Origin of the sequence: Mycobacterium senriense (assembly GCF_019668465.1) — a bacterium.
GTDB lineage: Bacteria > Actinomycetota > Actinomycetes > Mycobacteriales > Mycobacteriaceae > Mycobacterium > Mycobacterium senriense.
In genome coordinates this window covers 3,504,801-3,520,880 of record NZ_AP024828.1, presented here as the reverse complement: position 1 = coordinate 3,520,880, position 16,080 = coordinate 3,504,801, and the positions used below count along the sequence as shown (strand labels likewise).

General features: G+C 66.7%; 14 protein-coding genes. 9 read left to right on the top strand and 5 right to left on the bottom strand.

Features of this window, described 5'->3' with window-relative positions:
* The first annotated feature begins 25 nt into the window (after positions 1 to 25).
* From MTY59_RS16890 to MTY59_RS16855, 8 genes are all read left to right on the top strand, one after another.
* Positions 26 to 1,132 (top strand): acyl-CoA dehydrogenase family protein, encoded by a 1,107-nt coding sequence (locus tag MTY59_RS16890; RefSeq protein WP_221042170.1) that lies wholly within the window; start codon positions 26 to 28, stop codon positions 1,130 to 1,132.
* The gene (locus MTY59_RS16885; protein WP_221042169.1) at positions 1,129 to 2,286 is read left to right on the top strand and encodes an acyl-CoA dehydrogenase family protein; all 1,158 of its coding nucleotides are present in this window, start codon (positions 1,129 to 1,131) and stop codon (positions 2,284 to 2,286) included. The genes MTY59_RS16890 and MTY59_RS16885 overlap by 4 nt, the downstream gene beginning before the upstream one ends.
* Entirely contained in the window at positions 2,283 to 3,218 is a 936-nt protein-coding gene (locus MTY59_RS16880) for an acyl-CoA dehydrogenase family protein (RefSeq protein ID WP_221042168.1), read from the top strand. The genes MTY59_RS16885 and MTY59_RS16880 overlap by 4 nt, the downstream gene beginning before the upstream one ends.
* On the top strand, positions 3,215 to 4,720 hold the full coding sequence (locus tag MTY59_RS16875) for a class I adenylate-forming enzyme family protein (RefSeq protein WP_221042167.1): 1,506 nt from the start codon (positions 3,215 to 3,217) through the stop codon (positions 4,718 to 4,720). The genes MTY59_RS16880 and MTY59_RS16875 overlap by 4 nt, the downstream gene beginning before the upstream one ends.
* Before the next feature lie 41 nt (positions 4,721 to 4,761).
* A complete protein-coding gene (locus tag MTY59_RS16870) occupies positions 4,762 to 6,279 on the top strand; it encodes an HNH endonuclease signature motif containing protein (RefSeq protein WP_221042166.1) in 1,518 nt (505 codons plus the stop codon).
* 82 nt (positions 6,280 to 6,361) lie between these two features.
* Positions 6,362 to 7,393 carry a hotdog fold thioesterase gene (locus tag MTY59_RS16865; protein ID WP_221042165.1) on the top strand — a complete coding sequence of 344 codons (1,032 nt, stop codon included), beginning with the start codon at positions 6,362 to 6,364 and terminating at the stop codon, positions 7,391 to 7,393.
* A 97-nt stretch (positions 7,394 to 7,490) separates the two neighbouring features.
* Entirely contained in the window at positions 7,491 to 8,696 is a 1,206-nt protein-coding gene (locus MTY59_RS16860; RefSeq protein WP_221042164.1) for an amidohydrolase family protein, read from the top strand.
* Between the two features lie 63 nt (positions 8,697 to 8,759).
* The gene (locus MTY59_RS16855; protein ID WP_250160580.1) at positions 8,760 to 9,179 is read left to right on the top strand and encodes a hypothetical protein; all 420 of its coding nucleotides are present in this window, start codon (positions 8,760 to 8,762) and stop codon (positions 9,177 to 9,179) included.
* Here MTY59_RS16855 and MTY59_RS16850 read toward each other — a convergent pair.
* From MTY59_RS16850 to MTY59_RS16840, 3 genes are read right to left on the bottom strand one after another with little or no spacing between them, the layout of a single operon-like run.
* Positions 9,127 to 9,450, bottom strand: coding sequence for a hypothetical protein (locus tag MTY59_RS16850; protein WP_221042163.1), 324 nt, complete (start codon positions 9,448 to 9,450; stop codon positions 9,127 to 9,129). The genes MTY59_RS16855 and MTY59_RS16850 overlap by 53 nt on opposite strands.
* A 1-nt stretch (position 9,451) precedes the next feature.
* Complete coding sequence (locus MTY59_RS16845; protein WP_221042162.1) at positions 9,452 to 10,942, bottom strand: molybdopterin-dependent oxidoreductase; 1,491 nt, start codon at positions 10,940 to 10,942, stop codon at positions 9,452 to 9,454.
* Positions 10,943 to 10,954: 12 nt separating this feature from the next.
* Positions 10,955 to 11,455: an oxidoreductase gene (locus tag MTY59_RS16840; RefSeq protein ID WP_221042161.1), complete on the bottom strand. Its 501-nt coding sequence runs from the start codon at positions 11,453 to 11,455 to the stop codon at positions 10,955 to 10,957.
* Positions 11,456 to 11,713: 258 nt separating this feature from the next.
* On the opposite strand from MTY59_RS16840, the gene MTY59_RS16835 reads away from it, so the two are divergent.
* Complete coding sequence (locus MTY59_RS16835; protein WP_221042160.1) at positions 11,714 to 13,681, top strand: SpoIIE family protein phosphatase; 1,968 nt, start codon at positions 11,714 to 11,716, stop codon at positions 13,679 to 13,681.
* On the opposite strand, the gene MTY59_RS16830 is transcribed toward MTY59_RS16835, so the two are convergent.
* Together MTY59_RS16830 and MTY59_RS16825 are read right to left on the bottom strand one after the other, a co-directional pair.
* Positions 13,678 to 14,922, bottom strand: a complete 1,245-nt coding sequence (locus MTY59_RS16830) for an acyl-CoA dehydrogenase family protein (protein WP_221042159.1) — start codon at positions 14,920 to 14,922, stop codon at positions 13,678 to 13,680. The genes MTY59_RS16835 and MTY59_RS16830 overlap by 4 nt on opposite strands.
* A 5-nt stretch (positions 14,923 to 14,927) precedes the next feature.
* Positions 14,928 to 16,076 carry an acyl-CoA dehydrogenase family protein gene (locus MTY59_RS16825; RefSeq protein WP_221042158.1) on the bottom strand — a complete coding sequence of 383 codons (1,149 nt, stop codon included), beginning with the start codon at positions 16,074 to 16,076 and terminating at the stop codon, positions 14,928 to 14,930.
* Between the last annotated feature and the right edge of the window lie 4 nt (positions 16,077 to 16,080).

The window sequence follows — 16,080 nt, the reverse complement described above, 5'->3', positions numbered from 1 at the left end:
CTTGCGGGGGAGAGGAGCGGTGCCCATGAGCCCCGTGGTGGAGGATTTCGGCGCGTGGTTGGCGGAGTTTCTGCCCGACGACTACTACGCGAACTATCGGCAATACCGCTGGGATCTGGCATTGCGGCGCGATTACCAGCGGGCCTGTTTCGAAGCCGGATGGATACAGCCGACCTGGCCGCGCGAACACGGCGGCCGATCGCTGGGCCTACGCGACGCCATGGAGGTCCGGATCGAGGCGGCGCTGCGCTCAGCACCCAAGCTGCCCAACATTCAGGGTCCTGGCGTCGCCGCACCCGGCATCCGTCAGTTCGGCACGGCGGCCCAGGTCGAGCGTCTGCTCGTTCCGTTGCTGCGCGGCGACGAGTGGTGGGCGCTGGGCATGTCCGAACCCGAGGCCGGGTCGGATTTCGCCGGCCTGCGCACCCGCGCGGTGCGCGACGGCGACGTATTCCGGGTCAACGGCCACAAGATCTGGACCACCCAGGCGCACCTGTCGCGGTGGTGCACCCTGTACGCCCGCACCGATCCGGAAGCCCCGAAACACCGCGGCATCTCCTGCCTCATCCTCGATCTGCACTCCCCCGGGGTCAGGATCGAGCCCATCCGGATGGCGTCGATCTCCGACGAAACGTTCTGCGAGGTCTTCCTCGACGACGTCGAGGTGCCGGCCGAAAACCTGCTGGGTCCGCTCAACGGCGGCTGGAATGTCGCCCTGTCGTCGCTGCACCATGAGCGCCAGATGATCTGGATCATGAACTGGGTCGAGATCAAACGCGGGCTCGCCTCGGTGCGCGAGGCCGACGCCGCGGACTCGAGCCAGGACGTGTATGCCGAACTCGGTTCGCTACTGGCCGACGCCGAAGCGTTGCGGGCCACCGGATATCGCGCTCTGGGCAATGAGCTCGCGGGACGGCCCAGCCCGGAAGCCGACACCATGAAGCTGCTCGGATCGCTTACCTTGCAGCGTGTTTGGGAACTGAGTGCGGCCGCCGCAGGCCCGGATTCGGCCACCGATCCGGATCTACTGTTCGAACGCCAGGACGCGCTGGCCGCAACGATCTACGGCGGAACCTCGGAGGTTCAGCGCAACATCATCGCCGAGCGGCTGCTCGGGTTGCCGAAGGGATGACGACAATGGATTACGACCTCGGCGACGACGCCGGACGACTGCGCGGCCATCTGCGCGAGCTGGTTGCCAACCACATCCCCGCCGACTTTCTAGGTGCCTGCACCGAGAACCCGCAGGACCTCGCCACCACCGAGACGTTCTGCAAACTGCTGGCCGCCGAGGGGCTGCTGGCGCTGGCGTGGCCGAAAGAGCATGGCGGCGGCGGCGGTTCGGTCTGGCAGCAGACGGTGCTGCGCGAGGAGATGTGGGCCCAGCACGAGCCGCGCGGCCCGCAGTACATGGGGATCAACTGGGTCGGGCCCGCGCTGATGCGGTACGGGACGGCCGAACAGAAGGCCAAGCACCTGGCGGCCATCGCCTCGGGAGACGTGATCTGGTGCCAGGGCTTTTCCGAGCCGGAGGCAGGCACCGACCTGGTGTCGTTGCGTACCCGCGCCGTCGCCGACAGTGACGGATGGCGCATCACCGGCCAGAAGGTGTGGACGTCGTACGCGCTGATGGCATCCTGGTGCGTCCTGGCGGCGTGCACCGACCCCGATGCTCCAAAACATAAGCGGCTCACCCTGTTTCTGATCCCGATGGACCGGGCCGGCTTCACCGTCCGGCCGATCCCGTCGATGCTGGGACCGCACCACCTCAACGAGATGTTCCTCGACGACGTGCAGGCGTTCCCCGGTGATGTGCTCGGCGAGGTCGGCGACGGGTGGCGGGTGATGCGCGAAGCCCTGGCCTTCGAGCGGGTGGGCATCGCCCGCTACGCGCGCTGTGAATCGCTGCTCGAACGCATGCGCGCCCAGCTCGGCGACGACTGGGATCAGCTGCCCGAAACGATCCGCACCCGGTGGGTACGGGCGCTCGTCGACCTACGGGTCGCCCGGCTGCTGGCCTATCGCGCGGTCTCACTGCAGGACGACCCGGCGGCGGGAGCGGCCGCCAGTGCCGCGCGCATCATCACTACGACGTGCGACCAACTCGTCGCGGAGTTGCTGTTCGACGTGCTGGGCCCGACGGCGCTGGACAGCGGAACCTCCGCGGCACTGCACGGAGCCATCGAAGACCATTGGCGTTACGCGCAAGCGGCGACCGTGGCATCGGGCACCATCGAGGTGCAACGCATGCTGGTGGCACGAGACGTATTGGGAGAACACAGATGAACACCGATCTACCCCAAGACATCAGCGACTTCGCCGCCGTCGCCGCCAAGCGACTGACCCGCTTGGGCGGACCGCCGGCCGCGCTGCGCGCCGAGACCGACGACGCCATCCGGGATGCCGCGCGCGCCGCTTTGAACGACGTCGGCGCATTCGACCTCGACGTCCGCTCGGCGCCGGATGACCTGCTGGCCGCGGCGGTGCTGTGTCAGGCCGCCGGCGCCACCGTGCTCCCCTACCCGCTGGTGGAGGAGCTGCTCGCGATCGACGGCGCGCGCCTGGCCCTGGTCAATCCGAAAGCCCCGCGCATCGATCACGGCGACCTGGCCGGTGACTGGGTCGCCGCGGACCTGGATGGCAACCGGTACCGGCCGCAGCCGGGCGCGCGTACCGGCGCCAAGCTGGGGCCGTTCCTGGTCCCGGCCACGTTGAGCGCGCCCGAGGGAACCGTGCCCGCCGCCGACGTTAATCTTCATCTCGTGCTGGGATCGTGGCGGATTCTGGGAGCGGTGCAGCAGTCGTTGCGGATTGTCACCGAGCACGTGCGCGCCCGGATTCAGTTCGGCAAGCCGCTCGCGGACTTTCAGGCGGTCAGATTCGCCGTCGCCGATGCGGCCGTCGGGGTCCGCGGACTGCACGAACTCGCGAAGTACACCATCTGCCGCCCGGATTCGCTTCCGGCGCAGATTCATTCGGCCGATGCCCTGATTCTGCGGCTCAAGGCCGCCGACACGGCACGACAGGTGATGCGCTCGTCCCACCAGTTGCTCGGAGCGCTGGGCTTCTGCGACGAGTCCGACGTCAGCGTGCTCGACCGGCACACCCAACCGCTGATGCGGCTGCCGCTGGGCACCGAGGAGTTCGCCTTGCGCCTGATGCCCTGCGTGACCGACGGGTCGTTCGAGACACTGTTCAGTGAGCCGGTATCGGCATGACCGAATCCCCCGCGGCCGCGGTGACGCCGAATCCGTTCGACGAGGGAGTCCCCTTCGGGATCAAACTGCAGCAGCTGGCCGAAGATCGGCGCGACGACCCGGGCGTCACCATTGTCGCGCTCGATGGCACCGCGGAGCCGCTGACTTTCGGCGAACTCGATGCTCGCGCCAACCAGTGGGGACGGGCTCTGGCTGCCAGGGGGGCCCAAACGGGTTCATTTGTCGCGCTTGCTATCCCGAATTCCAGACATCTTGTGCTTGCCACGCTGGGGTGCTGGAAGATCGGCGCGGTTCCGGTCCCCATGCACTGGGATCTGCCCGAGTGGGAGCGCGATCGGGTGCGGGCGGTGATCGATCCCGCCGTCGTCGTCGACGAACAGACCCGCTGGGAACTCGACGCCCGCGCGGCCGCCGAGTCCGCTGACGCCCTACCGGTCGCCGTCTCGCCCACCGCCAACGGAATCTGCAGCAGCGGGTCCACCGGCGTGCCCAAGGTGATCCTCAACCTGGCGCCGTCGCTGTGGATCCCGCAACAGGGCGAACCTTTCCTGTCGAACTGGACGCCGGTGGCCCAGCCGCAAACCATCATGGTGCCCGCGCCGATGTATCACACCAACGGCTTCGCCACCTTCCTGATGATGCTGGGCGGCGACCATCTGGTCATCCTCGAAAAGTTCGACGCGGCACTGGTTCTCGATGTCATCGAACGTTTTCGGATCACCAACTTCACCGCAACGCCCACCATGCTGGCGCGCATCGCGGCCCGGCCCGACGTGCGCGAGCGGGACCTGTCCAGCATCGTGTTCGTCCTGCAGGGCGCCGCGGTGATGCCGCCGTCGCTGCTGCATACCTGGTTCGAATTGCTCAGCCCCGAGCAGATGGTGACGGCATACGGCATGACCGAAAACCTCGGGCTCACGGCGTTGCGCGGCGACGAGTGGCTCGCGCACCCGGGCAGTGTGGGCCGCGGCTTCCGTGACACCGAGATCAGGATCCTGGACGCCGACAAACGACCGCTGGGGCCCGGCGAGGACGGGGACATCTACCTGCGGGCGCCGATGAGCGCGGGCTACCGCTACCTGGGTGGGGCGCCCGCGCTGCCGTCGACCGAGGACGGCTTCCGCTCGGCCGGCGACATCGGCCACCTCGACGAGGACGGCTTCCTCTACATCGTCGATCGCCGTGTCGACATGATCGTCACCGGGGGCGCCAACGTCTTTCCGGCCGAAGTCGAGTCCGCACTCGCAGGCCACCCCGGCATCGCGGACGTCGTCGTGATCGGGCTGGCCGATAAGCAATGGGGACGCCGGGTGCACGCGGTCATCCAGCGCGCCGAAACCGACGGCGCCGCGCCGCTGTCCGAGCAGCAGGTGATCGAGTACGCGAAGAGTCGCCTCGCCCCGTACAAGGCGCCCAAGACCGTCGAGTTCGTCGACGCGATTCCGCGGACCGCGGCGACCAAGGTCAACCGCTCGGCGATGATCGAGGCCCGGGGCGGCTGACGCGCGAAGGTTTGTCGGAGCCGCGCCCTATAGTCGAATGTATGTTCGAAGCGACGACGGGCCGTGCATCGCCACCAGAGGTGATCGCTCGGTTTGACGCCAAGTTCGCGCGTCTATGCCCGGCCGCCACCCCGGAGTCCGTGGCCTTGCTGGATCGGATCTGTTCGTCGTCGCGCGCGGAGAACCAAGCCGCCGGTGAGCGGCTGGTGGCAATTGGCGAACTCGACATGCTGCGGCTGCGCCAATACGGGGAGCGCGAGACCTGGGTGACCGACACGTGGGATTCCATATCCGCAGAGATCGCCGCCGCGCTGGGAATCAGCCAGGCGCTGGCGTCGAGTTTTCTGAACTATTCGCGCGCCATGCGCAACCGGCTGCCAAAAGTGGGCTCCGCGTTGGTCTCCGGTGACATCAGTTATTCGACGTTCCAGACGATCGTGTTCCGCACCGACTTGATCGACGATGCCGATGTGATCGCCGCGGTCGACGCCACGCTCGCGCTACGAGTGAAACGGTGGCCGACGATGACGCGCGGGCGACTGGCCGCTGCGGTGGATCGGGTGGTTGCCCGGGCAGACCGCGACGCGGTCCGGCGACGCCGCGAACACCAGGCGGGTCGCGAATTCTCGATCTGGGACGGCGGCGAAGGCCTGTCAGAGGTTCAGGCGACACTATTCACCACCGATGCCCGCGCTGTGGACGCTCGGCTGAATGCGTTGGCCGGCACTGTTTGTGGAGGTGATCCGCGAACTCTGCAGCAGCGTCGCGCCGATGCGATGGGGGCATTGGCGGCCGGAGCCGAACGGTTGCAGTGTCGCTGCGGGCAGCCGACATGTTCCGCTGGCGCGCGCTCGGTGCCCAGCCCGGTCGTGATCCACGTGGTGGCCAACCAATCCACCGTTGACGGCGCCTCGCCAGATCCCGGTTCGATCATCGGTACCGACGTGCTCGTCCCTGCGGAGTTGGTTGCGCAACTTGCCGACTCGTCGAGACTGCGACCCCTGGTGCATCCCGGGGACGCACCGCCGGAGCGCGGGTACATCGCTTCACAGGCGCTGGCCGACTTCGTGCGCTGCCGCGACTTGACGTGCCGCTTCCCCGGGTGCGACCGCCCCGCAACCGAAGCGGATCTCGACCATACGATCCCGCACTCTCAGGGCGGCGCGACGCACGCGTCCAACCTGAAATGTCTTTGCCGCCAACATCATCTGATCAAGACGTTCTGGGGATGGCAGGACCAGCAACTGTCGGACGGGACGGTAATCTGGCGCTCCCCGTCGGGACACACTCATGTGACTACCCCAGGCAGCGCGCTGCTGTTTCCGTCCTTGTGTGCGCCCACCGGTGAGATAGCCCGGCCTCGGCGGCCCGACCGCCGCACCGATCGTGCCGCGATGATGCCGCAACGGCGGCGAACCCGCGCCAACAGCCGCGCGAAATACATCGCCGGCGAACGCCGGCATAACCGCGCAGCCCGCATCGCCTGCGAAACGAGTCGGGCGGCAGCACCCCTCATCACCACGGGTCATCCGCCCGACCCGGAACCACCGCCCTTCTAGTTCCTGCAATGTGGGGCCGCCAGTCGCGGTAACCTCATTCTCATAGCGCGACCAGCGCGCTATGGAAGGGGACCAACCGCTCATGGCCGATCCCAGCGACGACGTGGAGATCACCCGTGGCGACCGCTTCATCAAGACCGCCGTGGCGATACTGGGCGAGACCGGCCGCACCGACTTCACCGTGCAAGAGGTGGTCGCGCGCTCCAAGACGTCGCTGCGCGCCTTCTACCAACACTTCAGCAGCAAGGATGCACTGCTGCTGGCACTCTTCGACCGAACCATCGCCCAATCGGTGCAGGCGTGGCGCGCCGAAACCACGGGGCTGGACAGCACCTCGGCGCTGAAGTTGCTGATCGACCGGCTCAGCCAGCAACCGGAGTCGAGCACCCAGGACAGCCTCAACCGGGCTTTGACGCTCTACAACCAGCACCTGGCCGAGACCCGGCCCCGCGAATACGCCCGGGTGCTCTCTCCCCTGCACGGCCTGATCCGCGACATCGTCGGGCAGGGCATCACCGAGGGAGTCTTCAGCCCCGGCCTGGACGTCGGCGCGGCGGCCGCCATCGTCATGCAGACGATGATGGGTGCGCAGCGATTGCATTGGCTCGGTTCGGAATTGAACGGATCGCCGGTCGATGCCGGCCAGCTCTATGACTTCTGCAGCCGCGCCCTGGGCATCCGCGACGCCGACGAACAATCGGCCGCCCCGTCGCTGGCCGAGCTGTTCGCTCAGATCGGCATGCGCCCCGGCACCCGCAACGGCGAATTCGCCATGACCATGCCGGTCAGCCCCGCGGTGGTCAACACGTCAGGCGCGCTGCAGGGCGGCCTGATCGCCACGCTCGTCGACGTGGCGGGCGGACAATTCGGGCTGGACTACCTGCGACCAGGCACCACCATGACCACCGCGGACCTGTTCATCCGCTACCTGCGGCCGGTCCGCCAGGGCTCGGCCTTCGCGGTGCCCACGATGCTGCGATCCGGGCGACGAGCGATGGTGATGCAGGTGGACATCTACGGCGACGGCGACGATGAACTGCTCGCGACGGCCACCGTCAACTTCGCCGTGATCGAGGGGACCACACCGAAGCTCCCCAGCTGGCCGGACGAGTGAGCCCATCCGGGGACGCAGATCCGGTACACCTGATTGCGCATAAGTGGTAACGTCGTTACCACACAGCGAGAACTGAGACTTCTGTAAGGAGATCGCCATGCCCTCTCGCGAACTGCCCTTCCCGGTGTTCGACGCAGACAACCACATGTACGAGCCGCAGGAAGCGCTGACCAAGTACCTTCCGGACAAGCGCAAGAACGTCATCGACTACGTGCAGGTTCGCGGTCGCACCAAAATCGTTGTGCGCGGCCACATCAGCGAGTACATCCCCAACCCCACCTTCGAGAAGGTCGCCAAGCCGGGAGCCCAGGAGGACTACTTCCGCAACGGTGCGCAGGGCAAGACCTACCGCGAGATCCTCGGGGAGCCGATGAAGGCCATCCCCGCGTTCCGCGAACCGGGCGCGCGGCTGGAGGTCATGGATGAGCTCGGCATCGACTACGCGCTGATGTTCCCGACGCTGGCCAGCCTGGTCGAGGAGCGCATGAAGGACGACCCGGAGATGACCCACGACGTCATCCACGCGCTCAACGAGTGGATGCACGAGCAGTGGACGTTCAACTACCAGGACCGCATCTTCGCCACCCCGGTGATCACGCTGCCGATCGTCGATCGCGCGCTGGAAGAACTCCAGTGGTGCCTGGAACGCGGCGCCCGCACCGTGCTGGTCCGCCCGGCACCGGTGCCCGGATACAAGGGCAGCCGATCCTTCGGGCTCGAGGAGTTCGACCCGTTCTGGCAGGCCTGCATCGAGGCCGAGATTCCGGTCTCGATGCACGCTTCGGACAGCGGTTACTCCGAATTCGCGAACGTGTGGGAGCCCGGCGACGAGTTCCTCCCGTTCAAGCCGACGCCCTTCCGCAGCTTCGCGATGGGCCACCGGCCGATCCTGGACGCGATGGGCGCGCTGGTGTGCCACGGCGCCCTGTCGCGCAACCCCGAGCTGCGGATCCTGTCCATCGAGAACGGCGCCGACTGGGTACCGGACCTGTTCAAGGGCCTCAAGGGCGTCTACAAGAAGATGCCCCAGTCGTTCAGCGAAGACCCGATCGAAGCGTTCAAGCGGTGCGTCTACATCACTCCGTTCTGGGAGGACCGGTTCACCGAGATCGTCAACATGGTCGGCACCGACCGGGTGATGTTCGGCTCCGACTGGCCCCACCCGGAAGGCCTGAAAGATCCGATCTCGTTCGTCGACGAGCTCACCGATTTCTCCGAATCCGACATCGCCAAGATCATGGGCGGCAACCTGATGAAGCTAATGAAGGTGTCCGCGCCGGCCAAGAAGCCGGTCTCGGCCTGATCGCTTGAACTCTGCCTGACGGCGGTTCGGTGTAGCCGGACCGCCGGAGGGTATTCGTTCGGCATGAGCGTTGACGAGTCGCGCAAGACGCCGGATGGAGCCCAGACAAGCGCGGCATCGCATGGCGGGAAGCCGGTCAGTATCGACGACGACGTCGCGTTTCTCAGCGAGCAGATCGAGGCGCTCCGACAACTCGGACAGCGCGACGACGATATCGACGACGAAGAGGTCTATGACCTGAGCATCAGGTGGGGTACCGCTCTTGCGGGACGGCTGCCGCGCGTGGCGTATTACGATTCGCTGGGCCAACTCGGCGACGAGGATCAGCGGCGGCTCCGATCGCTGTGCGACCAACTTCGCGAGTTGTCGCCGCTGATAGAGCGATTCGACCTGGCTCGGCCGCGGCTTCCAGGATCGACGGACGGTCAGGCTAGCGGGAGGCGTCGTCCCCGGAAGCGTCCGAGTCGTTTGCTGCGTAGGTGAGAAAGTCGGTGTCGCGCAGTCTGATCGCGGTCCGCGGCTTGGGGCAGTCCGGGTTGCGGCAGGTCAGCGCAACCATGTAGGCGTCGGCGTCCTCGTTCAAGAACAGGTAACCGAGGTAGAGGGCGTCGCCGACGGCGAAATCCGTTGCGCCGCAGGCTTCACAGTGCCCGCCCTTCGCCTCGATCTGTTCGAGCACGCGATGATGGGCCACCGTGTCCAAGCTGATCAGCTCGGGTCGTACCCCCACTCCCTCGGTCGCCGTATCGGTCATCTCAGATTTCCACGTCCTTGTCGTAGTACACGCGATCCTCGCGCCAGCCGCCGGTACCCATGCCGATCCCTGCGTAGTCCTCGACGAATTCGATCTGGTTGATCCACTTGGCCATTTTGAAACCCACCTGGGTTTCCACCCGTAGCCGCAATGGTGCACCGTGCTGGATCGGCAGCGGCGCGCCGTTCATTTCATAAGCGAGCAGGGTCTGCGGCTTGTCGGCGAACTCGAGGTCGAGCACCTCATAGAACTGGCCCCCGCCGTGCGACGCCGGCTCGTCGGTGCTGTTGTCCTGCATCGTCAAAAAGCAGATGTAGCGCGCCTGCGGCAGCGGCCGCACCAGGTCCACCAGCTGATGCAGATGAACTCCGGTCCATTGGCCGATGCTGGTCCAGCCCTGGACGCAATTGTGCATCACACATTGCGTTTCGGACTCGGCCAGCGCGCGCAGCGCACCGAGGTCCAGGATCACGGGGTTCTCCACCAACCCGCCGACCCGCAGCCGCCAGTCCACGAAGTTGTGCACCGCCATAACCTTGTATTCCGTGCTGGTGGGCGGCTTTCCGTTGACGCGGTGATGCTTGGAGATTTTGCGCGCCGGATAGTTCTGCCGCGAGTTCAGCGGACGCAGCAGCAGCCGGCGCGCCGCGGTGACCACCGCGCCCAGCACGCGCTGCACCGACCGAGGGTTGCGCAGACTCCAGACCGTCGCCGCGACGTGGACGGCGATGATCGCCGCAATGATCAGCAACGAGATTGTGGTCGCCCAGTACGTGTTACGGACGGCACCGAAAATCATGGACGCGGTGAGTCTCCCCCAGCCCCAGAAGAAAATCATCGATAGATGAATCACTATGAAGACCAAAAACGCGACGAGGCCCAAGAAGTGCAGGCTTCGGGCCCATTGCCGGCCGCCCCACATTTGGACATACCACGGGAACCGCGCCTCGATTGCCGGAGACTGTGCGGCCCCGGTGAGGATCTGAAACGGCGCCAGAACAAAGACGACCCCGGCGTAGGTCAGCTTCTGCATGGCGTCCAACGGCTCACCGGGCAACACCGGCGGCAAATTGAACGTCAGATAGGTGACGACGTCGTCCCACGCTTCGGGGAAGATCGACCACGAAGCGGGCCAGTAGCGATGCCACTGGCCGGTGGCGAACAACAGGATGTAGTACGATAGGCCGAGCAGAATCCAGCCGATGACCACGAAGAAGTGCCAGTGGCGGCCCACGCCGAGCTGCGCGCGGCCGGGCAACGAAATGAACGGGCTGTAATCCTCCTCCTCATCCAGGGTGTCGTAGATCCTGTCGCGCGGCATCACCTTTCGGGTGAAGCGCGCCCACTCGGTGCCCGGCTTGCTGTCGTCGTGCCAATACAACTTCGGGTGGGTGGCCAGAATCTCGATGCCGCTGCGCAGAATCAGCGTCACGAACAAGACGTTCAGCCAATGGTCGATGCGCAGCCACACCGGATAGTCCAACACTGTCATGCCAGCGCTCCGTCAGTCGTACCACTGTTGGCGTCGCGGGTAGGCCACGTTGATGCCCGACAGCACCGTCGTGTGCACGACGATAAACGCCGCCGCGCAAGCCATCCCCAATGTCCCCGGTGCGAAGTCCCATCGGGCGGTCATCGTGGCCAGGCCGGGCAGGCCAACCCAGCGAGTGACCAGATACAGGGCGAGAAATGCCGAGCAGACCAAACTGCCGAGGTACCAACCCGCCTGGGGCACACCAGGTTTGATGCCGGCCACCATGGCGCTCGCTGCGGTCAGGCACGCGGCCGCCAACACCAGCGCATAGGCGATGAAATAGCGGGGCAGGTCGGGCTCGGCGGCCAGCATGTAGACGTGCACCCCCACCAGCCCGGTCAACAGCCCCCCGCCCAACGCGGTCACGGTGCGCGGCAGGTTGAACGCCACCCATCCGTTCAAGGTCAGCACAGGTGAGGACAGGAAACGCCGCCACAGCGCCCTCGTCCGTCGCGCCACGAGATCTGCCACGACTGCGAGGTACCCGCCCCGCACGCCCGCAAACGGGCTGCTCGGCGGTTTGGCGGGCCTCGATTTTCGCAGTCGCCAATTACATTTATCGGTGAATTTGCCGACACTAACGAGACCGGTATCAACCGTTTCAATACGCATGCAAGAACGATTGCTAATCTGAACAACTACGTGTGCAAATAGGTCAGCCCATTTGACCCGGATTTTCGACTCGGCCCCGGTGCGGGCCGCCCGGCGGCTGCTAGGAGGAACGGCCAGATGGTGGCCGAAAAAGACTGGGACAGAACCGTCGGCGCGGCAGACGACGTACGCCGCGTCTTCGAGAATGTCCCCGCGTTGTTGGTCGGGCTCGAGGGGCCCGACCACCGATTTGTCGCGGTCAATGCGGCTTACCGCACACTCAGTCCGCCGATTGACTCCATCGGGCTATTTGTGCGCGACGTCTATCCCGAGCTGGAGAGCCAGGAAATCCTGCACATGTTCGACCGGGTATATCAAACCGGCGAGCCGCAGTCGGGCACGGAATGGCGGGTGCAGGCCGATTTCGAGGGCGAGGGACGAGCGCAGGAACACTTCTTCGACTTCATCGTCACGGCGCGGCGCGCAAAGGACGGCTCGATCGAGGGCGTCCAGCTGGCCTTCGTCGACGTCACCAGCCGGGTGCAGACGCGGATGGCCGCCGAAGCACGCCTCAAGGAGATGTCCGAGCGGTACCGCAACGTCCGCGATTCCGCCACTGTCATGCAGCAGGCGCTACTGGCACCATCGGTGCCCATCATCCCCGGCGCGGACGTGACCGCGCAGTATCTCGTCGCCGCCGAGGACACCGCGGCCGGTGGTGACTGGTTCGACGCGATACCCCTCGGGGACCGGCTGGTGCTCGTCGTCGGGGACGTCGTCGGCCACGGCGTCGAAGCGGCCGCGGTGATGTCGCAGCTGCGCACCGCGCTGCGGATGCAGGTCGTCGCGGGATATCCGATCGCCGAGGCGCTCGAGGCGGTCGACCGCTTCCGCAAGCACGTCCCCGGCTCGAACACGGCCACCATCTGCGTCGGCTCGCTCGACTTCGGCACCGGCGAATTCCGGTACTGCACCGCCGGACACCCGCCGCCGCTTCTGGTGACCGCGGATGCCACCGCACGCTATCTCGAGCCCTCCGGCGGCGGTCCGCTCGGCAGCGGCACCGGCTTTCCGGTGCGCGCCGAATTCCTCGATGTGGGCGACTCGATCCTGCTGTACACCGACGGCCTGATCGAACGACCCGGCCGGCCGCTGGGCGCCAGCACCGCCGAATTCGCCGAGCTGACCGCGAACATCGTCGGCGGCGAGCGCGGCTTCGTCATCGAGTCATCGGTGCGGCCGATCGACCGAATCTGCTCGGAGACACTCGAATTGCTGCTGCGCTCGACGGGCTACAGCGACGACGTGACACTCCTTGCGGCGCAACGCCGGACACCGCCCGCGCCCCTACACCTGACGCTGGACGCGACCATCCGGGCCGCACGCACGGTACGCACCCGCCTGCGGCAGTGGCTGTCGGAGCTCGGCGCCGACGCCGACGACATCTCCGATGTGGTGCACGCGATCTCGGAGTTCGTCGAGAACGCGGTCGAGCACGGTTATGCCGCCGAGGTGCCCGACGGCGTTGTGGTCGAGGCGGCGCTGTCCGGCGACGGCAACCTGCACGTCTCGGTGACCGACCGCGGACGGTGGAAGGACCACCGCGAGGGCGAGACGGGCCGCGGCCGCGGCCTCGCCATGGCCGAGGCCCTGGTGTCGGAGGCGCACGTCAGTCACGGCGCCGAAGGCACGACCGCCAGTGTGACGCACCAACTCTCGCGGCCGGCGAATTTCGTCACCGACTCGGTCGTCAGCCGGGCGGCCGATCGGCGGACGGCCAACGCAGAATTCGTCTCCGAGGTCAGCGAGCCGGGCCGCATCGTGGTCAGTGGCGACGTCGACTCCAACACCGCCTCCATCCTGGACCGTCAGATCGCGGTCGAAAGCCGTTCCGGCGTCGCGCCGTTGACGGTCGATCTCACCGCCGTCACCCAGCTCGGATCGGCGGGCGTCAGCGCGCTGGCCGCCGCCCGCGAGCGGTCGCTCCGACAGGGCAGCGAGTACGTGCTGGTGGCCCCACCGGGTAGCCCGGCGCACCACGTGCTGTCGCTGGTGCAGATCCCGGTGGTCAGCGGCCTGGCCGAGAACGTCGTCGCCGAGGGTTAGGCCCGGTCGGCTCGCTCGCCGTGCCGTACCTGATTGAACGGAACCCCACGATCGGCGGCGTACTCCCGCGGGAAGCCCAGCACCCGCTCGCCGATCACGTTGCGCGCCATCTCCGTTGTGCCGCCGCCGATGGCGACCGTCTGCCGGGATAGATACCGCAGGCCCGTTTCGAGTCCGGCGCCCTGCTCCCCCACCACCCCGGCGCTTCCCGCGATCGCGAGCGCCGTGTCGACGCCGGTGGTCGTGGTCTCGGAGTGGAACAGCCTGATGAGCGTGCCGGCGGCGGGCGGCAGAGCGCCGTCTCTGACGCTGCGGTACACGTGGCCGATCAGTTGCTCGGCCACCGCGCGGTGCACCAGGGCGCGACCGGCCATCTCACGCACGCGCTCGTCGTCGGCTTGCCCCGTCTTCTCCGCAAGCGCCACGTAATCGACCGGAATCGCGTTGCCGCCCTCGCTGCCGCTGCCGCTGGCGAATTCGGACCCCTGCCCCACCGCCCGGCGTTCGTGGTACAGCTGCCGGGACGCCACCGCCCAACCGCCGTTGACCTCGCCGACAACGGCGTCATCTCCGACGTCGACACCGTCGAGGAACTCCTCGCAGAATTCGGTGGAACCGCTCAGCATGGTGATGTGCCGCAACGTGATTCCCGGATGCGCGATGGGTACCAGGAACATCGTCAGGCCCTCGTGCTTGGGCACGTCCCAGTTGGTGCGGGCCAGACACAGGCCATAATCGGCGGCGAACGCGCTCGTGCTCCAGGTCTTGGCGCCGTTGATGATCCAACGGTCGCCGCGCTTCTCGGCGCGGGTGAGGACACCGGCCAGGTCCGATCCACCACTGGGCTCACTCAACAACTGCACCAGCACTTCCTCACCGCGCAGCGCAGCGGCGATGTGTTGCTTCTTCTGGTCTTCGCTACCGGTGTCGAGCAGGGTGGCGCAGCAGATGGTGAATGTCGGTGTGTTGAGAATCAACGGCATCTCATAGTCGAGGGATTCGACGTCGAAGGCCTTCTGGTATTCGTAGTCCAGGCCGAGGCCGCCGTACTCGCGGGGGAAGCAGATACCGGCGAATCCGCCGTCATACAAACGCTTTTGCAGTTCTCTGGCCCTCAGCCAGGATCGTTCCTCGTCACGTGGCGCGGCGGGCGGGGCCTCACTGTCGATGGCAGGCATGTTGTCCGCCAGCCATGCCCTGGCCCGGGCGGCGAACTCCGCAACGGACTCGGTCGACGTCATCTTCCTCATTTCGCCGAACGCCCCGCCTTCTCAAACTCGTACACGCGCAGATTATGCTCTTCCGGGGTCCCAAACATGCCGCGGTACAACGTGATCCGGCGAAGGTACAGGTGCAGGTCGTGCTCCCAGGTGACCCCGATGCCACCGTGCATCTGGACACACGCCTGGACGATCTGACCCGCCATCTCGCCCACGTAGGACTTGGCGATGCTGGCGGACAGATTCGCTTCCGGCGCGCGGGCGGCCACGTCGGCGACCGCCGCCGAGGTGGTGGCGCGACAGGCTTCCAGCCAGAGCTTCATGTCGGCGAACTTGTGCTTGAGCGCCTGATACGACGCCAGCGGGCGACCGAAGGTGTGCCGGTCCAGCGCCCACCGCACGGTGAGGTCGAACACCGTCTGCAGGGCACCGACCACCTCGGCGCACTGCAGCACCTGGGCGATCTGGCTTTGTCGATCGACGAGCGCAGCCGTCTCGCCGGCGCTGCCGACGGCCGCCGACCGTGGCACCACGACGCCGTCGAAGTGCACCCGGCCGTATTGCTTGACCAGATCGACCGACTGCTGGGGCTCGATCCGGACCCCCGGCGCGTCCGTCGGGATCAGGAACTGACGAATCTCGGCGCCCGCGCCGCAGCGCGCCACCACCAGCAGCAGCGCACTCTGGGCGGCCGCCTCGACGCGGTCCTTGACGCCGTCGATGCGGTAACCGGAATCGGTTTCGGTGGCCGTGACCGACGGATCCAGCGGTGCCCAGCCACGGCCGGGCTCACAGACCGCCCACGACGCCACGGATTCACCCGCTACCAGCGCCTCGATGGCGTCGACGTGCTCGTCGGAGTTTGTGCACTCGACAAGTCCGGCCAGCACGGTGCTGACCGGGTACAGCGGTCCGGGCGCCACCGTCTTGCCGAGTTGCTCGGCGACCATCGCGAGATCGGCGAAGCCGTTCTCCGACACGCTTCCGCCGCCCAACTCCTCCGGCACGAGCAGGCCCGTCCAGCCGAGCTCCGCAGCCCGCTGCCACCACGCGGGATCGAATGACGTGCCCGCGGCGTGCAGCTCCCGCACCCGGCGCAGCGGCGCTTCCTTTTCCAGGAACGCCTGGGTGGTCGAGGTGAAAAGGATCTTTTCGGGAGAGTCGAGGGTGGTCATAGTG